This is a genomic window from Macrococcus brunensis (assembly GCF_004359615.1).
GTDB lineage: Bacteria > Bacillota > Bacilli > Staphylococcales > Staphylococcaceae > Macrococcus > Macrococcus brunensis.
In genome coordinates this window covers 1-391 of the sequence record NZ_SCWA01000064.1, presented here as the reverse complement: position 1 = coordinate 391, position 391 = coordinate 1, and the positions used below count along the sequence as shown (strand labels likewise).

1 protein-coding gene is annotated in these 391 nt (G+C 43.2%); it reads right to left on the bottom strand.

Annotation, left to right across the window (positions count from 1 at the left end; translation table 11 throughout):
- The coding region (locus ERX27_RS11235) for an iron chelate uptake ABC transporter family permease subunit (protein WP_165983163.1) at window positions 1-391 on the bottom strand (391 nt) is incomplete at both ends.

Below are 391 nucleotides of genomic sequence, written 5' to 3'. Positions count from 1 at the left end.
GCCATAAACGTTGCAAAACTGGAAACGATATTGCCGAGCATCAGACCGACCAGCGGAATAAAGATAGCATCCTTATATTTAATACGTCGGACAATACCCATGAAAACCATCGTGCCGATGATTGCGCTGATGATGGCAAACGACAATTTAATGAGAATATGAGCTTCGGTAAAGAAAATCATCGCAATGAGAATACCGAGTTTCGCGAAATCCATCGTTCCCGCAGTCGTCGGTGATACGAATTTATTGCGTGTCAACTGCTGCATCAATAGACCTGCTACACTTAAAGCGACTCCTGCTAGAATAATGGAGACTGTTCGTGGAATACGACTGTTCAGCAGGATGTTTTTATCGTTCTCTGATAACTTCATCAAACTTCCCGGTGTCACAT